At 29.8% G+C, this 18,862-nt stretch carries 24 protein-coding genes; 2 read left to right on the top strand and 22 right to left on the bottom strand.

Annotated elements, in window-relative coordinates; translation table 11 throughout:
* Positions 1-55 precede the first annotated feature (55 nt).
* The gene (locus GKG00_RS05095; RefSeq protein WP_225559831.1) at positions 56-442 is read right to left on the bottom strand and encodes an ATP-binding protein; all 387 of its coding nucleotides are present in this window, start codon (positions 440-442) and stop codon (positions 56-58) included.
* A gap of 172 nt (positions 443-614) precedes the next feature.
* On the opposite strand from GKG00_RS05095, the gene rd reads away from it, so the two are divergent.
* Positions 615-776, top strand: a complete 162-nt coding sequence (rd, locus tag GKG00_RS05090) for a rubredoxin (RefSeq protein WP_002836766.1) — start codon at positions 615-617, stop codon at positions 774-776.
* Between the two features lie 110 nt (positions 777-886).
* On the opposite strand, the gene yihA is transcribed toward rd, so the two are convergent.
* The 3 genes from yihA to GKG00_RS05075 all read right to left on the bottom strand — a co-directional run bounded on the left by yihA (position 887) and on the right by GKG00_RS05075 (position 2,426).
* The gene (gene yihA / locus GKG00_RS05085) at positions 887-1,492 is read right to left on the bottom strand and encodes a ribosome biogenesis GTP-binding protein YihA/YsxC (RefSeq protein ID WP_094205921.1); all 606 of its coding nucleotides are present in this window, start codon (positions 1,490-1,492) and stop codon (positions 887-889) included.
* A 106-nt stretch (positions 1,493-1,598) separates the two neighbouring features.
* Positions 1,599-2,090: a ferritin gene (locus GKG00_RS05080; protein WP_110058041.1), complete on the bottom strand. Its 492-nt coding sequence runs from the start codon at positions 2,088-2,090 to the stop codon at positions 1,599-1,601.
* A 60-nt stretch (positions 2,091-2,150) separates the two neighbouring features.
* Positions 2,151-2,426 carry a hypothetical protein gene (locus tag GKG00_RS05075; RefSeq protein ID WP_094203845.1) on the bottom strand — a complete coding sequence of 92 codons (276 nt, stop codon included), beginning with the start codon at positions 2,424-2,426 and terminating at the stop codon, positions 2,151-2,153.
* A 106-nt stretch (positions 2,427-2,532) separates the two neighbouring features.
* Here GKG00_RS05075 and GKG00_RS05070 point away from each other — a divergent pair, with 106 nt between their 5' ends.
* Positions 2,533-3,726, top strand: coding sequence for a S41 family peptidase (locus GKG00_RS05070; protein WP_094223597.1), 1,194 nt, complete (start codon positions 2,533-2,535; stop codon positions 3,724-3,726).
* 30 nt (positions 3,727-3,756) lie between these two features.
* Here the strand turns inward: GKG00_RS05070 and GKG00_RS08970 are convergent, their stop codons facing one another.
* From GKG00_RS08970 to GKG00_RS04990, 18 genes are all read right to left on the bottom strand, one after another.
* Entirely contained in the window at positions 3,757-4,356 is a 600-nt protein-coding gene (locus GKG00_RS08970; RefSeq protein WP_241673657.1) for a cation transporter dimerization domain-containing protein, read from the bottom strand.
* Between the two features lie 51 nt (positions 4,357-4,407).
* Positions 4,408-4,653, bottom strand: a complete 246-nt coding sequence (locus tag GKG00_RS09040) for a cation transporter (RefSeq protein ID WP_277752815.1) — start codon at positions 4,651-4,653, stop codon at positions 4,408-4,410.
* Between the two features lie 22 nt (positions 4,654-4,675).
* On the bottom strand, positions 4,676-4,897 hold the full coding sequence (locus tag GKG00_RS09035) for a cation transporter (RefSeq protein ID WP_257993122.1): 222 nt from the start codon (positions 4,895-4,897) through the stop codon (positions 4,676-4,678).
* A 10-nt stretch (positions 4,898-4,907) separates the two neighbouring features.
* Positions 4,908-5,453, bottom strand: a complete 546-nt coding sequence (locus tag GKG00_RS05060) for a glutathione peroxidase (RefSeq protein WP_154254556.1) — start codon at positions 5,451-5,453, stop codon at positions 4,908-4,910.
* Between the two features lie 9 nt (positions 5,454-5,462).
* The gene (locus tag GKG00_RS05055) at positions 5,463-5,912 is read right to left on the bottom strand and encodes a MarR family transcriptional regulator (RefSeq protein ID WP_102163979.1); all 450 of its coding nucleotides are present in this window, start codon (positions 5,910-5,912) and stop codon (positions 5,463-5,465) included.
* Between the two features lie 43 nt (positions 5,913-5,955).
* Entirely contained in the window at positions 5,956-6,687 is a 732-nt protein-coding gene (locus GKG00_RS05050) for an aminotransferase class IV (protein WP_102163980.1), read from the bottom strand.
* Positions 6,684-8,012, bottom strand: coding sequence for an anthranilate synthase component I family protein (locus tag GKG00_RS05045; protein WP_154254555.1), 1,329 nt, complete (start codon positions 8,010-8,012; stop codon positions 6,684-6,686). The genes GKG00_RS05050 and GKG00_RS05045 overlap by 4 nt, the downstream gene beginning before the upstream one ends.
* On the bottom strand, positions 7,999-8,592 hold the full coding sequence (locus tag GKG00_RS05040) for an aminodeoxychorismate/anthranilate synthase component II (RefSeq protein ID WP_094223601.1): 594 nt from the start codon (positions 8,590-8,592) through the stop codon (positions 7,999-8,001). Before GKG00_RS05040 ends, GKG00_RS05045 begins: the two co-directional genes overlap by 14 nt.
* Before the next feature lie 87 nt (positions 8,593-8,679).
* Positions 8,680-9,885 (bottom strand): ABC transporter permease, encoded by a 1,206-nt coding sequence (locus tag GKG00_RS05035; RefSeq protein WP_094223602.1) that lies wholly within the window; start codon positions 9,883-9,885, stop codon positions 8,680-8,682.
* Positions 9,875-10,558, bottom strand: a complete 684-nt coding sequence (locus GKG00_RS05030) for an ABC transporter ATP-binding protein (protein WP_094205934.1) — start codon at positions 10,556-10,558, stop codon at positions 9,875-9,877. The genes GKG00_RS05035 and GKG00_RS05030 overlap by 11 nt, the downstream gene beginning before the upstream one ends.
* Positions 10,559-10,560: 2 nt before the next feature.
* A complete protein-coding gene (locus GKG00_RS05025) occupies positions 10,561-11,697 on the bottom strand; it encodes a biotin/lipoyl-binding protein (protein ID WP_094205935.1) in 1,137 nt (378 codons plus the stop codon).
* Positions 11,698-11,744: 47 nt separating this feature from the next.
* Positions 11,745-13,142 (bottom strand): beta-Ala-His dipeptidase, encoded by a 1,398-nt coding sequence (gene pepD, locus GKG00_RS05020; RefSeq protein ID WP_346962834.1) that lies wholly within the window; start codon positions 13,140-13,142, stop codon positions 11,745-11,747.
* The gene (locus tag GKG00_RS05015) at positions 13,142-13,588 is read right to left on the bottom strand and encodes a GatB/YqeY domain-containing protein (RefSeq protein ID WP_154254553.1); all 447 of its coding nucleotides are present in this window, start codon (positions 13,586-13,588) and stop codon (positions 13,142-13,144) included. Before GKG00_RS05015 ends, pepD begins: the two co-directional genes overlap by 1 nt.
* 10 nt (positions 13,589-13,598) lie before the next feature.
* The gene (locus GKG00_RS05010) at positions 13,599-14,228 is read right to left on the bottom strand and encodes a phosphatase PAP2 family protein (RefSeq protein ID WP_094209954.1); all 630 of its coding nucleotides are present in this window, start codon (positions 14,226-14,228) and stop codon (positions 13,599-13,601) included.
* Positions 14,229-14,328: 100 nt separating this feature from the next.
* Positions 14,329-14,964, bottom strand: coding sequence for a phosphatase PAP2 family protein (locus GKG00_RS05005; protein WP_154254551.1), 636 nt, complete (start codon positions 14,962-14,964; stop codon positions 14,329-14,331).
* Positions 14,961-15,986 (bottom strand): molybdopterin-binding protein, encoded by a 1,026-nt coding sequence (locus GKG00_RS05000; RefSeq protein WP_154254549.1) that lies wholly within the window; start codon positions 15,984-15,986, stop codon positions 14,961-14,963. Before GKG00_RS05000 ends, GKG00_RS05005 begins: the two co-directional genes overlap by 4 nt.
* A gap of 90 nt (positions 15,987-16,076) precedes the next feature.
* Complete coding sequence (locus tag GKG00_RS04995) at positions 16,077-18,032, bottom strand: ABC transporter permease (RefSeq protein WP_154254547.1); 1,956 nt, start codon at positions 18,030-18,032, stop codon at positions 16,077-16,079.
* Positions 18,022-18,786, bottom strand: coding sequence for an ABC transporter ATP-binding protein (locus tag GKG00_RS04990; protein ID WP_154254546.1), 765 nt, complete (start codon positions 18,784-18,786; stop codon positions 18,022-18,024). The genes GKG00_RS04995 and GKG00_RS04990 overlap by 11 nt, the downstream gene beginning before the upstream one ends.
* Positions 18,787-18,862 lie beyond the last annotated feature (76 nt).

Here is an 18,862-nt window from a genome sequence, read left to right as displayed (position 1 = left end):
GTGTAAAATCACATTTAGTAATTTTTTGCAATAAAACAAGCTATTAGATCACTAATTAATTAGGTCTTACTAATAGCTTTGCTTCAACACAATTTTCTTTAATTTTTAATTCGTCAGCTAATTTACTTACTATAAATAATCCTCTACCTCTGACATAAATATCATTATTAAAATAACTGTTTGAACAATAATCAATCCCTGTACCTTCGTCCTGTACACATATTTTTATCGAATCATCATTCAATTTTATTTTAAAAGTTATTTTCTTATTTATATCAAACTGGTTACCATGTTCTAGTCCATTAAAGATCAATTCATTAGTTATTAATCGTATATCATAAAGTAGTTCTTCATCTGGTACAACTTTTCTTAATAGTCTGAGCATAGTATGAATATTTTTAGTAGCAATTGTCCTATCGCTGACAAATTGCCTCTTAAACATATACATATTATCACCCAATATTTATATACCCATATGTTCAATAAATTTAACAACTTATCATTAAATATTTAATTTATAAATAAAAAACCGAAAAATGATTAGAAATTTTTACAGTGGGTATATATAATTTGTACCTGATAACAGGTAATTATCTTAAAGGGGGAAATTAAACATGAAAAAATATGTATGTGACGTATGTGGATATATTTATGATCCAGCTGAAGGAGATCCAGACGCAGGTGTTCAACCACAAACAGCTTTTGAAGATTTAGCTGAAGATTGGGTTTGCCCAATTTGTGGCGCTGGAAAAGACGACTTCTCAGTTGTAGAATAATCCAAAAAAATTATATGATTGGCAATAATAATTCATACATGACATAAAATTTATTGTCACACACAAAATATTTAAAAACAAAACCCCAATTACTTGGGGTTTACTTACTTTTATTCTTCAATTCCACTACCATATTTTAGAATCATTTCAAGCTGTTCCATAACAGCTTTTTTATTTGTCTTGGAAGTTGAACTGTATTCGTAGATGAGATTATCATCATCTATGTTGAGTTCTTTTTTTATTATATTCAAATTCTTTTTAATCATTGTTTTTCCGATTTTGTCTAATTTTGTAGCTATTACAAACCCACAAAATCCACTTTGAATAATCCAATTATACATTTCTTTGTCTTGAACGGTTGGTTTGTGTCTAATATCCACAATTAAAAATACTTCGTACAAATTTCTTCTATTATTTAAATAAGTTTCTATAACTTGCGCCCATTTTTTCTTTTCAGATTTTGATGTTTGCGCATACCCATATCCTGGTAAATCTACTAATCTAAACTCATTATTTGCATTGTAAAAATTAACTGTACGCGTTTTTCCAGGTTTAGAGGAAGTTCTTGCTAAGTTTTTCCTATCCAAAATAGAATTAATAAAAGATGATTTACCAACGTTACTTCTTCCACAAAAAGCAATTTCTGGTAGAGATTCATCAGGATATTGTTCTTTCAAAAAAGCGATTTTTTCCAAATCAGAATTAATTATTTTCATATTCACCTCCATTAAATATTTAAGAAATATAACACTTATTATAACAAAACTTTAATTTATTTGCACTAAAAAAGCGACTTCAAAAAGTCGCTTTGATTAATCTAAATTATTGTCTTTGTCCTAATTCTTTGTCTAATATTGCAAGACCAGCATTACTGTTTTCAGTTCTTTCAAGTTTTGCTATGATATTATCAAAAGTAGCTTCTTCTTCGATTTGTTCGTCAATGAATTTTTGTAGAAGAGTGTATACTTCATAGAATTTGATTTCATGAGCTGCATCAAATAATTCTCTGATTCTTCTTGTAACCTCTTTTTCGTGTTCTAAAGCAGCTTTGAAAATGCTTAATACATCTTTATCGTAGTCAGCTTTTGGAGCTTCAATTGTTTTATATTCAATCTTATATCCAACTTCTTGTAACCATTTTCTGAAGTATTCAGCATGTTCATATTCTTCATGGGCTTGCATTTCCATAAAGTGTTCAAATCCATCCCAATCCATATCATTGAATTCAGAAGCCATTTGTTTGTATTCATAGCCTGATTGTAATTCAAAAACTAATTGTTCGTCAATTTTTTTTAATAATTCTTCTCTGTTCATTTTATCATACTCCTTATAATTTAATTTATGTGACTGTTAGTTAATCATTTTACTTAAAATTTAAGAATACAAATCATAAACACCGTAAACTTTAAGATTATTTTCTACCAATAGCTTCATGATTTCAGGAATCAATTTTGCCTTTTGTTTGGTAGTAAATCCATTGTAATTTATTTCGGTGTTATTTAAATCCATATATTCTGATGAGTCAATAACCTTAATTATTTTGTCGTGAACTTCTTGTAAATGCATGTCTGCAATTACAAAAGTAATGTTGCAAATTCTATCGTCATCAATTGTTGGAATTATTCTATTTATCAGTAAAACATTATTCATAACTAACCTCTTTTTCTCTTTCTATATTTATATACCCAATTTCTACTATTTTATTCAATTGACCCTTTCTTTTTTTTATATTATACTGATTAAAAAGAGGTGAGAAATGAAAACATCACATAATAGAGCGAATAAACAAAGAAAAAGAAATAAAATTGCGAATAAAATATTTTTATTGGTTTTATTACTTATCTTTTGCTTTTTCGGTTACAAATACATAAATTCTAGACCAGCTGAGTACAGTCAAATGATTCCCAAAAAATACATACTCAGAGATTTTGATGAGTTATGTAATCAAATTGAAAGTTCATATATGAATTTACCACAAACAAAAAAATACAAAGATATCGACTTTTTATCTTTAAAACCCAACTTTAAGTCTAAAATAAAATTGGAATCAGGCAAGAAGAAAGACGAAATGTCGACACAAGAAGTAGTTGATTTGTACAATGGTATTTTGAAAAAGCTCTATGATTCAAATGTTAGAATAGCGGATAAACACACTTTTAGTGAAATTCTACAACAAGATAATCACAATCAAATATTAAATAATTTATCAATGAAGAGATATTCTAATTTGACTGAAGAAATTCCTGAAAAAACTTTCAGAGCATATTCCATAGATAATTACAAAGATGCATTATATGTAAAAGTATCAGACTTTGATTCAGTAAATATTCAACAGGACGCCCAAATTTTCAGCAGTATCTTGAAAACTAATAAAAAGAAAAATAAAATCATAATAGATTTGAGAGATAATGATTCCGATAATTTAGATTATGCGATTAATGTGATAATCAAACCTCTATTAAAATCAGACATAAATGTTGAGTTTAATGTCGCAAATAAAACTCAACCTATTATCTCAAAAAACATTCTAGATAGAAATGGTATCAGCTTTAAAACTACAGAAAATGTGGCGAACATCAAAATAAACGATAATCAAAAAAGTATAAAATACATTACTAATTTTAAACTAGCAATAAAAAAATCAGAAGAACAAAAATGCGATGTGTATTTATTACAAAACAAAAATACCAGAAACAGTGCTGATTTCGTGTGTCAAATAGCCAACAGAACGAAGTTTGCAACTACTGTAGGAGAAACAACTTCTGGAAATGGTCTGAATATAGTTCACACTTACAAGTCACTTCCTAACACAGGATTAATCGTGGAGTATCCACTTGGACAAGGTCTTAATGAAGATGGCACAACTAATGAAGAAGTTGGAACTATACCAGCTATAAAATTAGATGATAACAGCGAAATCGTAAAATTATTATTATCTAGAATAAATTAAGAAAAACGACTAATATTAGTCGTTTTTCTTTTAAACATCTGTAATATCTATATCTGGAATCATCAGTATTTTGTAATCAGGATACTTTTGTTGCACTTCATCAGTTATAATTTCAACTGCATCTTTAAAATCTTTTTCAAAACTTACAATTACATCAAACCTCATGTTTTTTTGTTCAATATCAATATAAAATCCATGTAACTGTAATGCCCAATCATGTGATAATACAAGCTTTTGAACGTCATTCCTAATTCTAGAAGCTTCATCGTCTTTTGTGTTGTAGGAATCTACCCCTACTCCAATTAAAATAATTTCCATTTTTTTGTAAACTTTCAATTGAAGTCTTCTTGTTAATTGATCTACTTCAGCTACAGACATTGTGTCAGGAAGTTCTAAATGAACTGTAGCGTAGTATTTATCGGGACCATAATTAAAAAGTATCAAATCATAAGTTCCTATTACCTGTTTTTCGTCATTAATTAGATCTTTTATTTTATTTGAAATCTCTTTATCTTGTCTTTGACCAATTATATGATTGATAGTTTCCATCATCATTTCAAAACCGGCTTTTATGATAAATCCAGAAAGTAGTACCCCAACATATGCTTCAAGCGAAATACTCCAAATCATATAAATTATTGCCGAGATGAATACAGATAATGATAGAATTGAATCGAAAATCTAATCTGCACCTGAAGCGATTAATGCTCCAGAGTCAACTTTTTCACCTTGTCTCTTAACGTATTTCCCGAGTATAAATTTCACTACTACGGCTACTGCGATGATAACAATTGAAATAATACTGTATTCAGCTTCTTGTGGATGAATTATTTTCTTTATTGATTCAACCAATGAAGTAATACCAGCATATAAAACAATTGCTGCCACAATCATTGAACTCAAATATTCAATCCTTCCATAGCCCATAGGATGCTTCTTATCTGGTGCTTTAGAAGGCTAACTTTGCTCCAGCAATAGTAACAACAGATGATAACGCATCTGAAATGTTGTTGATAGCATCCAAAATTACAGCAATAGAATTTGTAATGTAACCAATTATAGCCTTGAAAATTGCTAGAAATACATTGGTAATAATTCCTAAAATACTTGTTTTAATAATAATCTTTTCTCGTCTAGAATTGTTTGCTGTTAAATTTTGGTTTTCGTACATAATCAAACTCCTAAAGGACACTTTGAACTTTTTGTTTTACTATATCCATATCTACAGTAGGTTCGAATCTTTCTAGAACATTTCCTTGTCTATCGATTAAAAATTTTGTAAAATTCCATTTTATATAAGCTTTGTCTCCAAATTTATTATTGTTTAACTTGGCAAATTTATCAAGTGCAAGGTTTTTTATTCCTTTACCAAACCCTTTAAACGGTTTTTCTGTAGCTAAATAAGAAAATAACGGATCGGCATTTTCTCCATTTACATCGATCTTATCGAATTGAGGAAATTCTGTTCCGAATTTCATTGTGCAGAATTTTTGAATGCCTTCATTACTTTCAGGAGCTTGATTTGCAAATTGATTACAAGGAAAATCCAAAATTTCAAAACCTTTATTCTTAAATACTTTATACATTTCTTCCAAAGGTTCGTAATGAGGCGTAAATCCACAACCAGTAGCAGTATTAACTATCAGCAATACTTTACCTTTGTATTTTTCTAAGCTTACATCGTTTCCATCCATATCTTTGACATTAAAATCATATACATTTTTCATAGTTTTCTCCTATTTCTTATTGTTATAATTGCTATTCAAAAAATCTTGTAGTAAATCATATAATTGAACTTTTTTCTCATCAGGTAATTCCAAGCAACCATTCATTAATTTTGGAATATCTTTTACTTTTTCTTGTAATTTTTTCCCTTCATCTGTTAGATAAATTATTACAACTCGATCGTCTTTTGAGCTACGTACTCTTTCAAGATAACCTTGTGATTGCATCTTTTTGATAACAGGCGTGATAGTACCGTTATCCAAATATAACTTTTCACACAACTTTCCTACAGTAATTCCATCTTTTTCCCAGAGAACTAATAACACAATGTACTGAGTGTAGGTAAACCCTAGAGGTTTCAAAAATTGTGTGTATGTACTTGTCACCATTCTAGAAGCTGCATAAAGTTTAAAACAAAGCTGATTTTCCAACTTCATGTAGGTTTTGTAGTCTTGATCCATAAACTCCTCCGATTTCAAAAATACGTAATTTTAAAATTGTAAATTAATTTTCTTTCATAAGTTTTTCCGATAATTCGCAAAACAGATTGTTTTTCGAAAACATTATCTCATTAATTTGTTTAACAAATCTCATTTCCATTAAAGAATTCGTGACAAAACAACAATCCATAACTCGTATATCGTTTAACTTAATTGACTTTACAATGATATTATAACCATTTGTCTCTAAAAATTCTATAAGTTTTTTGCGAAAAATTCCTGGCAACATACCATCAGTTACAGGTGGCGTGATGATTGTGTTTTCCTGAATAAAAAACAAATTTGTGTACGTTCCTTCTGTTACATTTCCGTCTTGATTTAGAAAAACCCCCTCATCAAACCCTTCTTTCAATAACTCTTTGTGCAAATAATCATTCAGTAAGTAATTATTGGTTTTGTGATAAACAAGAGGATTGTTTTTGTCTCTTAACTGATTGAGAACTTTTAATTTCAATCCTTGTGTGTACTTTAAATCGGAATAATCTGTGTTTCTAGTGTTAATATATAAATCATAATCGCCATTGTTATCCAATACCATTATCCTCAAACAATCTGCATTCAAATCAATATTTTGTATTTTTTCGTAGATGTTGTCTCTTAAATCATCCGTATTTATTCCCAGAAAATTCATTGAATTTTCAAGTCTTTCAATATGATCTTCCCAATAAATTGGCTTAGAATCTTTAACTTTTATCGTTTCAAAAAGTCCTTTACCGTATTTTATTCCATCGTTCATATCAAAGCCTCATACACTTTTTTTGATTTTTGAATTGTTTCATCATATTCGCTATTCATTTCAGAATCCCAAGTTATAGCACCACCACCTGAAAAATAACAGCGATCTTTTATTTTTAAAATCGTTCTGATTAAAATATTTAAATCGCAATTTTGATTAAATGAAATGTAGCCAATAGATCCTGTATAAATATTTCTGTTGTATTTTTCAACCTTATCAATAGCTTCAATTGATGCAAGTTTTGGAGCACCCGTGATTGATCCTCCTGGAAAAATATTTTTGATTAAGCTAAACACATCTTCATCTTCTCTCAATTTACCAACAATTGTAGCTACTAAATGATGAACATTTTCATAACTTTCCAACGTATAATTGCTAATAGCTTTTATAGTTTCAGCATCACAACTCATTCCCAAATCATTTCTCATCAAGTCCACTATCATCAATAATTCTGAAATATCTTTGTCGCTATTTAGTAATTCTTTTTTCAATTTTTCATCTTCATCTTTATCATCAGATCTTCTAATGGTTCCCTTAATAGGTCTAGCTTGAACAAATCCGTTTTGACAATCAAAAAACCTCTCTGGAGATGAAGATAAAACACAGTATTCCCCAAAGTCCATATAAGCCATAAAATCTGCCTTGTTAACTTCGCGAAGTTTCTTATAAATATCGAACTTATCTTTAGTCGTATCTACAATGAATTGCTGTGTTAAGTTAACTTCGTACACTTCACCATTTTCAATCATAGTTTTTATGTCATCAAAGCTTTTCGCATATTCTTCTTTTGTTACAGTTTTTATAAGTTCAGATGTTTTATATTCCTTATCTACATAATCTGGTTTGACAAATGCTGCTTCAACATCTCTAATATCTGTATCATCCAAGTAATAAATCGTGTATTCTTGTGTATTATTGTCAAACTCTATTATTTTGAAGTAAATTCCAAAATAAGCATCGTATACTTCGGTGTTTTTTTCAGAATTTAAAACTACATTACAATTAGAACTTGTAAAATCATAAGATAAAAGTCCAACCGCTCCACCAATAAATTGATTATCATCTTCTTCAAAATAATCATCCATCAATATTTTGAGTTGATTAAGCGGATTATCACATACTTTTTTGTTCACAAAACCACTGATTTCAACGTTGTTATCCTTTGATTTTAAAACAATTTCCGGATCAAAACCGATATATGATTTGTTACCTTGATTGTAACTTCCCTTTGCACTATCTAATAAAAAAGGTAAACTCTTGTCTTTAATGTTATATAAAATATCTAGAACGGTTACATCTGATTTGATTTTTTTAGAATGAATCATTTCTTACCTCCTTTAAGAAGTTCTCAATCATTTTCAAGCCAAAATCAGTTCCCACGCTTTCAGGATGAAATTGAACAGTTTCTATCTTATTTTTCGAATCTCTAAATCCCATAATTATTCCATCAGAAGTCTTTGATGTTATAACCATATCTTCATACATTCCATTTTCAAATTTGCTATCATCAACGATTAACGAATGGTAACGCATAACCTTTACAGGATTTGGAATATCAGTAAATATTCCTTTGCCGTCATGTTTAATCTCTGTCATTTTCCCATGCATTGGACGTGGCCCTTTTATAATGTGAAGCCCCATTGAGTAAGCCAATGCTTGATGGCCCAAACAAATTCCAAGAATTGGATATTCCCCTTTTAATTTTTCAAATATTTCAAGAGAAATTTTGGATTCTTTTGGAGTTTTAGGCCCTGGAGAAATCACAATAATTTCCGGATTTAATTGTTTGATTTTTTCCAAATTTATCTCATCATTCTTTTTCACAATAACTTCTTCTTTCAAAATTCTCAAATAAGAAACAATGTTATAAGTGAATGAATCGTAATTATCTATCATTAATATCATTTAATCACCCACTAAAAATATATAGGATTTTATGCTAAAAATCAAATAAAAAATGAGCTTATTGATTAATAAACTCATTTTCTAATCTTAAATAATATCTATTACATTTTTGTTTGCCGCTGTATTTGCCGGAGAATAAGTGAACACAATTCCTATGCCCAAAGATATTCCTAAAGATATCAAAACCGGCATCAGTTCTAGTTTGATTGGAAATGGCAAGAATTTGGATGCAATAAATGCAGCTATCATTCCAATAATGTATCCAATTATTCCACCAATAACAGTTACAATAATCCCTTCTAACATAAATTGATACAAAATTTCTTTTTTCTTTGCTCCAATTGCTCTTCTAATTCCTATTTCTTTGATTCTTTCAGCTACTGAAATGTACATCATATTCATCATCCCAATTCCTGCAATTAGAAGAGAAATAGCAGCTATTAAAGATATAAATATAGTAACCGAACCTAACACATTACTAATACCTTCAATTTGTTGCGCAATATCAACGAAGTTATATGATCCTGCAGCTTTCATTGGACCATTTTTTTCAAGATATTCTTGGATTTCTTTTGCTTTGTCTTGAACTTTTGTACCATTTTTCAGAATAACATTAATCATCGATATTGAATTATTATTTTTAGGTTTACGAGATTCAACCGTACCTTTCGGCAGTTCTACATCATTTCCCATGACAAATAAATTTGTAGCAGCATTATTTTCCTTAATACCGACAATAACATAATTATCATTTTTTAAAATCACTGTTTTATTTATCGGATCTTCATTTTCAAATAAATCATCTGCTAATTTTTTTGATATTACAGCGACTTTTTGATTAGTATCTCCGTCTAATTTCGTAATAGCTCTACCATTTACAATTTTGCTTTCAGTTTTTTCGACAGGTTTTGCAAATCCACTTTCTAATTTTCCATCATTTTTTCGTATCGAAACATTTAAAAGATTATTTTGAAATTGTTCTGGATCGGATTCAACTTTTACGACATCTGTCATTTGCTGAATATCTCGAATATTTTTCTCTGTGAAGACGGATGTATTGCTTCCCACTGAATTTGTTGGATTTTCAGGCTGGAAATAAAACGCAACGCTAAGTTCCTTTCCTTCTCCACCCATTAAACTATCAACAACGTAATCTTGGAAACCTCTACCAATTGCGATAATAGTTATTACTGCTGCAATCCCTATAATAATTCCAAGCATAGTAAGTAAAGATCGCTTTTTATTTTTGATGATATCTTTGAAGGCAGTATTTAATAAAATATTAAACTTCATAACTATCCCTCTCTTTTAAAACACCATCTAACATAAAATATTTTCGGTTGCAATTATGTGTAATATTTTTATCGTGAGTAACCATTATTATCGTGATTTTGAGTTTTTGATTCAATTCATTAAAAAGCGCCATTATTTCCTTGCTTGTTTCTGAATCAAGCGCACCTGTTGGCTCATCTGCTATAATAAATTTCGGATTGTGAACAATGGCACGTGCTATAGCTGCTCTTTGTTGTTGTCCACCTGAAAGCTGTTTCGGTCTTTTGTCTGCTTGAGTTTTAATTCCTACCAAATCCAAAGCTTCCAATGCTTTTTCTCTTGCGTATTTATAGGATTTACCTTGATACAATAAAGGTAGTTCTACATTTTCAGCTATGGTGTAATTTTGGATAAGTTGAAATTGTTGGAAGATAAATCCCACGGATTTGTTGCGAAGATCGGACAATTTATTATCTGTAAATTTACCTACCTCAACATTTTCAAACTTATATAGTCCTGTAAATTTTTTATCCAAAAATCCAAGGATATTTATCAACGTAGACTTTCCAGAACCAGACTCACCCATTATTGCGACAAAATCACCACTATTAATGTTAAGGCTAACATCTTTTAGAACGTGAAGCTTGTTTTCTCCTGAATTGTAAAACTTATTGATTTTAATTAAATCTATCATAACTAATCTTCAACCTTTATTTCTTGATTATCTTTCAAATCTTTTACTTTAGAAATAATTTTGTCACCAGATTTCAATCCAGAAATCACAGTATAAGAATTAGTATTTTTTTCTAGTTGAACTTCTTTTTTCACAGCTTTTGAATCCTTGTATTCAAACACATAGTATTTAGAATCTTCTTCTTTTACCATGTCTTTTGCAAGTTCAATCTTATCTGATTTTTTTCTTACTTGAACGTTGAATCCAATGTGTATAGGTTTTTGTGTTTTTATTTTAAATACAAAATTTGAAGAATTACTTCCAGATTGTTCTGTCATGTTTTGCATTTGATTAGCTTCAAATGATCCAGCTTGACTTTCTGGAGTATTAGAAATCTCTACTACAGTTCCTTTTGTTTTTTCGTCCCCATTAATAGGAATTACTTCAACCTCATCATTTTCTTTTAATTTATTGTAGTCGTATTCAGAAATATTTCCTTCAATAATATTTTCATCGCTAGTAACTTCAACCAATGCTCCTTGACTCATCGGATTATCGATGTTTTTTTCATTAACTTTACAAACTCCAGATATAGTTGCATTAATTGTTTTTCTGGAACTTTCTTTTAAATCATTAAGTTGTTTCTTTTGCAACTCTACTTGGTCAAGTGCTTGTTTGTAAGCTCTATTTGATTGGTTAAGTGTCGGTTCCATTTGATCAATTTGCATTTCCAATTCTGGAGAAAAAGTTTCGTTATATTTTTCTACTAATTTATTGTAAGATTTGTATGCACTATTTCGATCCTCAAGTGCATAATTTGCTTGACTTTTTGCTTGTTCTAATTGCAATTGCATCTGATCAATTTGTTTTTCAACTTCCTTGTTCACAAAAGTAATCAGTGAATCTCCTTTTTTAACAGATTGACCAGTTTTTACATGAACTTTTTCAATCTCACCATAAGCTTGATTGTTATAAACTTGTTGTGCATCGCCAGTTTTTGATATTGCATTGAACACCAAATCACTTCCTGCAGATACCGTATACAAGCTATACTTGGTTTCGTTTTTCTGACTAGCTTTAACTAATTTAAAGACCAATCCTCCAACACAGGCTAAAACAATTATGGCTAAAATAATTGCAAACTTTTTATTATTTTTCATACGACCTCCTAATTGTATTTCTGTAATACTATTATAATACAGCATAACTAATTAGTCAACATATTCAAAATTTCATTGTAGAATTTAATAAATCTCTCTAAAGATTCAATATCTAATCTTTCTTTTGTTGTGTGTACATCGTGCATTGTAGGTCCAATTGAAATGCAGTCAATTTTTTTATATTTTTCTGCAAACACTCCACATTCAAGTCCAGCGTGGATTACTTTAACATCTACTTCTTTGTCGTTTACTTTTGAGAAAGCTTTCTTTGCAACTTCCATCAACTCTGATTTTTCATTGAATTCCCAAGTAGGATAATAATTGTAATCGAAGGCAGTTGCATTGTGTTTGTTCGCTTTTGAAACTATATCTTCTCGTAGCGCTACTAATTTGTCATGATTTGAAGATCGCGTAGATAATATGATTTCGAATTTATCGTCCAAAGAATTTACAATCGCCAAGTTACAAGATGTTTCGACTGTTTCATCAAGTCCTTCAATGTAAGAAATCACACCAGAGTTTAATTCTCCAATTAAACCAGAGAAATTTTCTGTTGTATTTTTATCTAAGCATTTTTGGGGACTTACATCTTCAATTAAAAGCCTCAAATCCTTATCAAAATCTTCCAAATCAACCTTAGATATAAATTCTTCTGATTTTTTGTTAAGTGAGTCAATGGATTCATCTGTAGATAAGATTATTTCTGCATTTGTAGGAATAGCGTTGTCCTTTGATCCAGCTTTGAAATCACAGATATAATAATCATCTAATGATTCCAAGAATTTAAACACAACCTTGATTGCATTTTGGTGGTTCTTATCAATTTCCATTCCAGAGTGTCCACCTTTAAGTCCTTTTACAGAAATTTTGTAAAAATTTGACAAGCTTTCTGAACCGTAGTTTTTGTTTATTTCAACATTGACATTTTCCCCACCACTGCTACCTACAATCAATTCATTTTCATCTTCTGAATCTATGTTAATGAAATATTTTCCAGACAAATTAAAATCGAAATTCATCGCACCACTCATATCGACTTCTTCACTTGTAGTCACCACAGCCTCTATTTGAGGAAGTTTGTAATTGGATGTCAAAGTAGCCATGGCTATGGCAAGTCCAATTCCATTGTCTGCCCCAAGACTTGTCTTGTCAGCAAACATGAAGCCATCTTTTTCCATGATTTTGATTCCATCGTTAAAATCATAATCTTCATCAGAAACACAGACCATATCCATGTGCGCTTGTAGAATTATTCCTGGTTTGTCTTCCAAACTTTTGTCTGATTCTCTTTTAATGTAGATATTGTTGAACTTATCCCTTTTGCACTCTAAACTGTTATTATTAGCAAAGTTTTCCAAATAATCCGAGATTTTTTCTTCATGCTTTGAGCATCTATTTATTTTAGAGAAATCTTTAAAATAATTTAATACAGTATTCTTATCCACTACGCACCTATAATCTCTTCAACTACTTTATTAACAGTCTTACCGTCAGTGAATTTTCCATATTCTCCCATGACGTATTTCATTATTTGTCCTCTCGACTTATTTGATTTTTCAAGTGAGTTTTCTTCCATGAATTTTTCTATGATTTCTTTTAATTTATCTTCAGATAACTGTTCTGGAAGATATGATTTAATAATTTCTATTTTTCGTTTTGTTTCTTCAATCGCTTCAACTCTATCTTGTGGAGTTTGTTCCAATGTATCCATTGTTTGTTTCAATTCTTTTTTAACAAAAGCTAATTGTTCTTCGTCTGTCAAATCTCTTTTCTTTTCTTTTTGTTCCAATAAAATGTTGCTCATAATCAAAGAAATAACTCCCGATTTAACTTTATCCTTGTTCTTCATAGCTAACATTTTGTCTTTTCTTAATTTTTCAATTGTACTCATAATTTCACTCCTAACCAAAAATAAATGTAAAATAATAATTCATTTTGAACATATATATAGACCAATATGCACATATTAGCCCAATAAAACTACCTATTATGACATCTGTAAACCAATGTACTCCCAAAATAATTCTGGAAATGGCAATCATAAACGCAAACACAATGGCAATCAACATCGTCACGAAGAAAAATTTATATCCATAACTTAGCACATAAGCAATCGTCAAATAAAAGCTCATACTAACACATGAATGTCCACTTGGAAAAGAATATCCCATATAATTGATACCGGTTGTAACTTTTGGTCTTTTTCTTCTAAATATAAATTTTAAAGTGTGAACCGCTATAACACTTAGCATAACGCTCATAATTATAGCTGAAGCTGATACATAGTTATGCTGACTTACAGTGAAAAAAACTATTGGAATACTTATAATCATAAGTGTTTCAACATTTCCAAACTTCGTAATTTTTGCCATCATCGCAATAAGGGAATTATGTCCCATTTTAGTAAAATGTTCCTTCAATCTTCTATCCAAATTTGTTTCATTGTCTTTTAATACAACAAATCCAAGAAAAAAAGTAATCGATAACAGAACAATGCTACTTATTATTACAAACCAATCGTATTTATTCATTTTTAATCCTTCCTTTAATACTTCATATTAAATTTTATACCAACCAAGTTCAAATGTATAGTAGGAAACTTCCAATAAAAAATGAACCATAAAAATAAATTTATAGTTCATCAACATTTTTATTTGATTTTATTATATATTTTTCTGCCACAAAAATCGTAGCTAGATAACACACATATCCCACTAACATTCCAAAAAACACATCTGTTGGCCAATGTACTCCCACAACCAACCTACTAAAAGCAATTACAAATGGAATTATTCTCAAATAAATGAATTTGTAATTTTTCAAACTGCATAACAAATAACTCAAAGTAAAATAAAAGCTTGTACTTACCAAACTATGACCGCTAACATAACTGTAACCACCTTGTTCTATTTTGAAAAAATCTAACGGTCTTACTCTCACAAAACTATATTTGTACACATTCATAACTATAAGACCAATTAAACAAGAAATTAATGTTATTGAAAAAAATGAATTCTTGCCAATACGTTTTGAATAATATAAGCTAATAGCTAATATCAAAAAATACGTGCTGAAATTTCCAAGTATTGTGAATGATTTGAAAATATAAAAAGTAAAATTATCTGTAAGATTTTGTGCAAAATTCATTATTTTCGGTTCAAATGAAAGACCCGATTGTTTTCTAATGAAAATCCCAAAAATCAACGAAGCTACAATTATTGCCGCTGATAAATATATTTTTTTATCGTTTATTACTTTTCCAATCATAATCCTTTACCAAACTCACAATTTGGGAAGTGACACTCTGCACATTGCATACAAAATCCACCATAACCCAAACTAGTAATCATATCTTTTGTAACTTTAATATTTGCAAAAATGTAAGGCAAGATTATATCGAAAACTGTAGATTTGTTGAACATTACACAACCTGGAAGTCCCATAATTGCAGTATTGTTTTTGTAAGCTAGCATAAACATCGCCCCTGGTAGTACAGGAGAACCATAAGTTATCACTTCTGCCTTCGAATCTTTTATAGCTTTTGGTGTCATATCATCTGGATCGACGCTCATTCCACCTGAAACCAAAATTATATCGGATTTGTTTTCTAGTGCCTTATTAATTTCTCGTGTAATATTTTCACTATTATCGTCGACTATGACGTGATTTATTACTTCACAATTGTAATCCTTCATTTTTTGTTTTAACACAGGTCCAAATTGATCTTTGATTAGACCTTTGTACACTTCAGATCCAGTTGTAATGATGGAACATTTTTTCGTCGTATCAAATGGAATGATTTCCAAAATAGGAACTCCATTCATTATTTTCTTCGCTTTATCCATTACTTTTTCTTTTGTGAAAAGCGGGATAATTCTCATTCCAGCAATTTTTTGTCCTTTTTTGACAGGTTGATTACCAAGAACAGTCGCAATGGAAATGTCATCAATTGAATTCAACCTAAATAATCTATCTCTGTCGACTTTCAAAAATCCATCCACATCGGAAATTATTTCTATCTTACCTTCTTTTATATCAGATGAATTCATGTGTTCATTAATACAAATATCCTTCAAAATAATTGCACAATCATTCTCGTGTAAATCATCATCTTCCAATTCCATAACATAAATATGTTCCTTGCCCATACTTAGAAGAACAGGAATATCTTCTTCTGTAATAACGTGACCTTTTTTAAAAGCTCTTTCCTTAACCACGTCTTTTACAATTCTAGTCATATCGTGCGGTAAAATGTGACCTACCGCATCCTCAGTTCTAACTACTTTCATTTAAAAACCCCTCTTAATTGATATTCCTATTTTATCACGAAATCATTATTTTTTAAAACATACAACGAAAAAACTGGAGTTTCCTCCAGTTTATTCTTCTTCGCTAACCAAATTATAATACACATTACTTGTAATTTTAAAAATTATCAAATATACAACTATTATTATAGCTACAGAAATCGCAAATGGAATTGCAAATTCAGATATACTTCTTATTCCAAAAACTCCGCACAATTGGTATAACATCTTCGATGCAACAGCTGAATGAATCACTGCCACAAAAAGCGGTAAGAAGAACATCCAATATATTTGTTGAGATGATGTCTTTTTAATCATTTTGTTTGACAGTCCGACTTTCTTCATCGTTTGAATGTTTTTTCTATCTTCAATTCCTTCTGACAAATGCTTGTAATACGCAATTATAGAAGTTCCAATTAATAAAACAAAACTTATGATGAAACCAATGTACAAGAACGCTCCAAACAAACTGTACACTCCTGTTTTTGTTTCTTGCCTAGATACAAATTGAAGAGAACTGTCTTTAGATATAAATTCTTTTCCATCAAGTTTTTTGTCTGAATCCAAAAAGTAAGTTACATCTACTTCTAGAGGTTTGTATCCTGCATCATTTTCCATTGGCATTTTGAAATCATTGCAAAATCTAACCAAATCCTCATCAGTTTTCACTACGACGTAGAACATATCCACTGCGATATTTCTTCCTTCAAGCTCATCAATTTTTTTGAATTTATAATCAGCACTTCCTAAAGTTATCTTATCTGATGTTATATATTTCATATAATTTGAATTCAATAAAATTTCTCCATCGTTCAATGAATAATTTTTTGAAAACTTATTGTTAAATGAATCTAAAGTTTGAATCATAATATAGACAGACTTGGTATTATTCTTTCCCATTTTAGAAAATTTATTGCCATCAAGGTTTGCAAACATCATTGTACTAACTTGATAATAATCATTTTTAGGATTTGTTTTTTCTGTGACTAAACTTTTTAATCTTGTTTTTTCTTTTTCGATATTTTTAGAAAAATTCTTATCTGGTGTAATCGTTCCAGTCAATTTATAATCTCTGTTTACAGTTGAATCGACAACTTTTTCTGCACTGTTGTAGATCGCCATTGTAGTCGACAATGATACTACAACTCCTGTGCACAAAATTGCAATACTAGCTAATCCGACAGCATTCGATTTCATTCTGTAAAGCATTCCAGAAATTGTAATAAAATTTTTCGATTTATAGAAAAAATTCTTGTTTTTCTTCATCAATTTTAGTACAAAAATGGTTATTGCAACAAAGCCACAGTACGTTCCAAATAGTACAAGTAGACTTGCCACGAAAAACATCAGCAAGCTTTCCAAGCTTCCTTCGATTGTCAACGCAATGTAATAACCAATTGCTGTTAGAACTATTGCTAGAATGAAAAATACTACTTTGACTTTTGGCTCTGATTCAGATTTTTGTCCTTTTGCAAATAAATCCCTAGTTGTAGCAGATTTTATATTTAATATATCGAAGATAAATGTTAACACGCTAATTACAAGATTAAATGCCAGTGATAATATAACTGCTTTGGTTGAGATTCCAAACTGCATTATGCTGAAATTTTCTTGCATCAATTTTCCAACTGCCAAGAACAATACTTTTCCCAATGTAATCCCAAAAACAATTGTTAGGATTGAAATAATCACAAAAAATATCGCCTTTTCTTTTAGCAAAATTCTATTTATGTGTTTGTTCTCCAATCCAAAAACACGATACAATCCAAATTCTTGAAATCTTCTTTTTATCAAAAACCTATTCGCATACATAATAATCGCAAATGTAAATATCGATATTATAATAGATCCGAATACTATGATCGCTCCAAATTCGTCTTTTTGCATAACATATTTGTTATCTAATAGAGATATCATTATGAACAAAATCGCCACCATAATACTTGTTGACAAAATATATGGAATATTTACGATTTTGTTTGCTTTTAAGTTTTTGAGAGCAAATTTTGTAGATAATTTAGAATTCATTATCTACACCTCTATTATTTATAACAGATAATGACTCATTAATTCTTTGCATAAATTCATTGTTGTCGCTATTTCCCTTGTAAATCTCATGGAACACAACACCATCTTTTATGAATATTACCCTGTTAGAAAACGAAGCTGCCTTCACAGAATGAGTTACCATCAGTATAGTTTGTCCTAATTTATTAATTTTTGTGAATAAATCAAGTATCATATCTGATGATTTTGAATCCAATGCACCTGTTGGCTCATCAGCCAATATCAAATCTGGTTTTGTAATTAAAGCTCTTGCAATAGCAATTCTTTGTTTTTGTCCACCACTAACCTCATAAGGATATTTGCCCACAAAAGATTCAATTCCTAACAAACCTTGAATTTCAGACAATCTTTGCTCCATTTCTTTTGGCTTATAATCTGAAAGTACCATTGGCAAAAATATATTGTCTTTGTTTGAGAAAATATCCAATAAATTAAAATCTTGAAATACAAATCCAAGCTTTTCCCTTCTGAACTTTGCAACTTCCGATTCTTTTAATGTGGAAATATCTTTGCCATTTAACACAACTTTGCCATTAGTTTGCTTGTCTAATGTTGATATTACATTCAGTAAAGTTGTTTTACCTGAACCTGATTCCCCCATTATTGCTATAAATTCATTCTTTTCTACAGAAAAATTCACATCTTTTAATGCTACTGTTTCAACATTTTTCGTTTTGTATACTTTTCTTACGTTGTTTAATTCTAAAATATTCATAACACCCTCCATAACTATATGTTAAATGAATTTAGAAAAAGTAGCATTTATCTAAACTAACAAAAATCATTCAATC

This window comes from Finegoldia sp. BIOML-A1 (assembly GCF_009678325.1).
In the GTDB taxonomy this organism is placed as follows: domain Bacteria; phylum Bacillota; class Clostridia; order Tissierellales; family Peptoniphilaceae; genus Finegoldia; species Finegoldia magna.
The sequence above is the reverse complement of the archived record's forward strand: the minus strand, read 5'-3'. Positions and strand labels throughout refer to the sequence as shown.